Source organism: Sphingomonas sp. TREG-RG-20F-R18-01 (genome assembly GCF_022662475.1).
Classification (GTDB): Bacteria; Pseudomonadota; Alphaproteobacteria; order Sphingomonadales; family Sphingomonadaceae; genus Sphingomonas.
The window spans coordinates 1-2,235 of the sequence record NZ_JAKNQQ010000038.1 but is presented as its reverse complement, the minus strand read 5'-3'; the positions used below and the strand labels follow the sequence as shown (position 1 = coordinate 2,235).

The 2,235-nt window shown below is 66.4% G+C and carries 2 protein-coding genes; both read left to right on the top strand.

Going from position 1 to position 2,235, the window contains the following annotated elements; translation table 11 throughout:
• Nucleotides 1-1,365: IS21 family transposase (istA, locus tag L8K25_RS22505; protein ID WP_242141255.1), on the top strand; the 1,365-nt coding region annotated here is incomplete at its 5' end.
• Between the two features lie 32 nt (nt 1,366-1,397).
• A complete protein-coding gene (istB, locus tag L8K25_RS22500) occupies nt 1,398-2,222 on the top strand; it encodes an IS21-like element helper ATPase IstB (protein ID WP_347341178.1) in 825 nt (274 codons plus the stop codon).
• Nucleotides 2,223-2,235: the final 13 nt, after the last annotated feature.

The following is a 2,235-nucleotide window of genomic DNA, read 5'->3' as shown; positions in this document are numbered from 1 at the left end:
TCGCTGCCACCGGGATATACGCGCAAGGAGCCGGCGGCGAAGCCGAAGCTGGGGCCGCTGCTGCCGGTGATCGATGCGATCCTGGCAGCGGACCACGCAGCGCCTGTGAAGCAGCGGCATACGGCCAAGCGGATCTTCGAACGGCTGCGCGACGAGCATGGCTTTGCCGGCGGATATACCGTGGTGAAGGATCATGTCCGGCTTTGCCGGGCGCGCGGGCGCGAGACGTTCGTTCCGCTGGCACACCCGCCGGGTCATGCGCAGGTGGATTTTGGCGAGGCGGTCGGCGTGATCGGCGGGGTGCGCCAGAAGATCCACTTCCTGTGCATGGACCTGCCGCAGTCGGATGCCTGCTTTGTTAAGGCCTATCCACGCGAGACCACCGAAGCGTTCCTCGACGGGCATGTGTCGGCGTTCGCGTTCTTCGGCGGCGTGCCGCTATCGATCCTGTACGACAACACGACGATCGCGGTGGCGAAGATCTTGGGCGACGGGAAGCGCGAACGCACGCGCGCCTTCACCGAACTGTGCAGCCATTACCTGTTCCGCGATCGCTTCGCCCGGCCGGCCAAGGGCAACGACAAGGGCAAGGTCGAAGGGCTGGTCAAGTTCTCACGCGCCAACTTCATGGTGCCGGTCCCGCACGCCGCCAGCTTCGACGATCTGAACGCCGTGCTGGAAGAGCGCTGCCGCGCCCGGCATCGCGATCATGCCGGCCGCCATGCCGAGACGATCGGCGAGCGGCTGGTGGCCGATCACGCAGCGCTGCGACCGCTGCCGGCGGTGCCGTTGGAGCCCTGCGAGAAGCGCGCGGCACGGGTCTCGTCGATGGCGCTCGTGCGCTATCGGACCAACGACTACTCGGTGCCGACTGCTTACGGCTTCCAGGACGTGGTGGTGAAGGGCTTCGTGGACGAGGTCGTGATCCTGTGCGGCGGCAAGGAGATCGCTCGCCACCAGCGGTGCTATGGCGAGGGCGTGTTCGTCGCCGACCCGCTCCACTATCTGGCGCTGATCGAGACCAAGCCGGGTGCGCTCGATCAGGCCGCAGCGTTGCAAGACTGGGCGTTGCCGGACGTGTTCCAGCACCTGCGACACCTGCTCGAAGCGCGGATGGGCAACCGGGGCAAGCGCGAGTTTATCCAGGTGCTGCGCCTGCTGGAGGCGCTGCCGCTCGACATCGTCACGGGCGCGGTGACCCATGCGATCCAGATCGGCGCTGTCGGGTTCGATGCGATCAAGCTGATCGCGCTGGCGCGCATCGAGCGGCGACCAGCCCGGCTCGATCTGGCGGCGTATCCGCACCTGCCGCGAACGGCGGTGAAGACGACCTCGGCCGCCGATTATGCGGTGCTGGCGGCATGAGCGGCGCACCCGATACGATGCCGGTCGGCACGATGAGCGGCACACCGCAGGTGCTGCTGGCGCATCACCTCAAGCAGCTGAAGCTGCCCACCGTGCTGCGCGAGTATGATAAGGTCGCCCGCGAGTGCGCGCGCGACGGCACGGACCATCCGCGCTACCTGCTGCGGCTCATCGAACTCGAGCTGATCGATCGCGAACGGCGCACGATCGAGCGGCGTATCCGGGCGGCACGGTTCCCGGCGGTGAAGAGCTTCGACACGTTCGAGTTTGCCGCCATCCCGAGCCTCAACAAGATGCTCGTTCTGGAGCTTGCCCGTTGTGAGTATGTCCTGCGGCGCGAGAACATCATTGCGCTTGGCAACAGCGGCACTGGCAAGACGCATGTCGCGCTCGCCCTCGGCTTGGCCGCCTGCCAGAAGGGCTTTACCGTGACGTTCACGACCGCGGCCGCGCTGGTCAGCCAGCTGCTGGAAGCGCGCGACGAACGCCGCCTGCTGAAGATGCAGCGCGACCTTGCGGCGGTGAAGCTACTGATCATCGACGAGCTTGGCTATGTACCGCTGTCGCCCACGGGTGCCGAGCTGCTGTTCGAAGTGTTCTCCCAAAGGTACGAGCGTGGCTCCACGATCGTCACCTCCAACCTGCCGTTCGAGGACTGGACCCAGGTGCTGGGCAGCGAGCGGCTCACCGGTGCGCTGCTCGACCGGCTCACCCATCACGTCAGCATCCTGACCATGAACGGCGACAGCTATCGGCTGAAGCAGTCGGCCGGGCGTCGGCGCTCTGCCGCCAGGGCGGAGCAAAACCAGGCCACCGAGATCATCGACCTCGAAACCGGCGAGATCACCACCGCCTGATCGACGACGACGA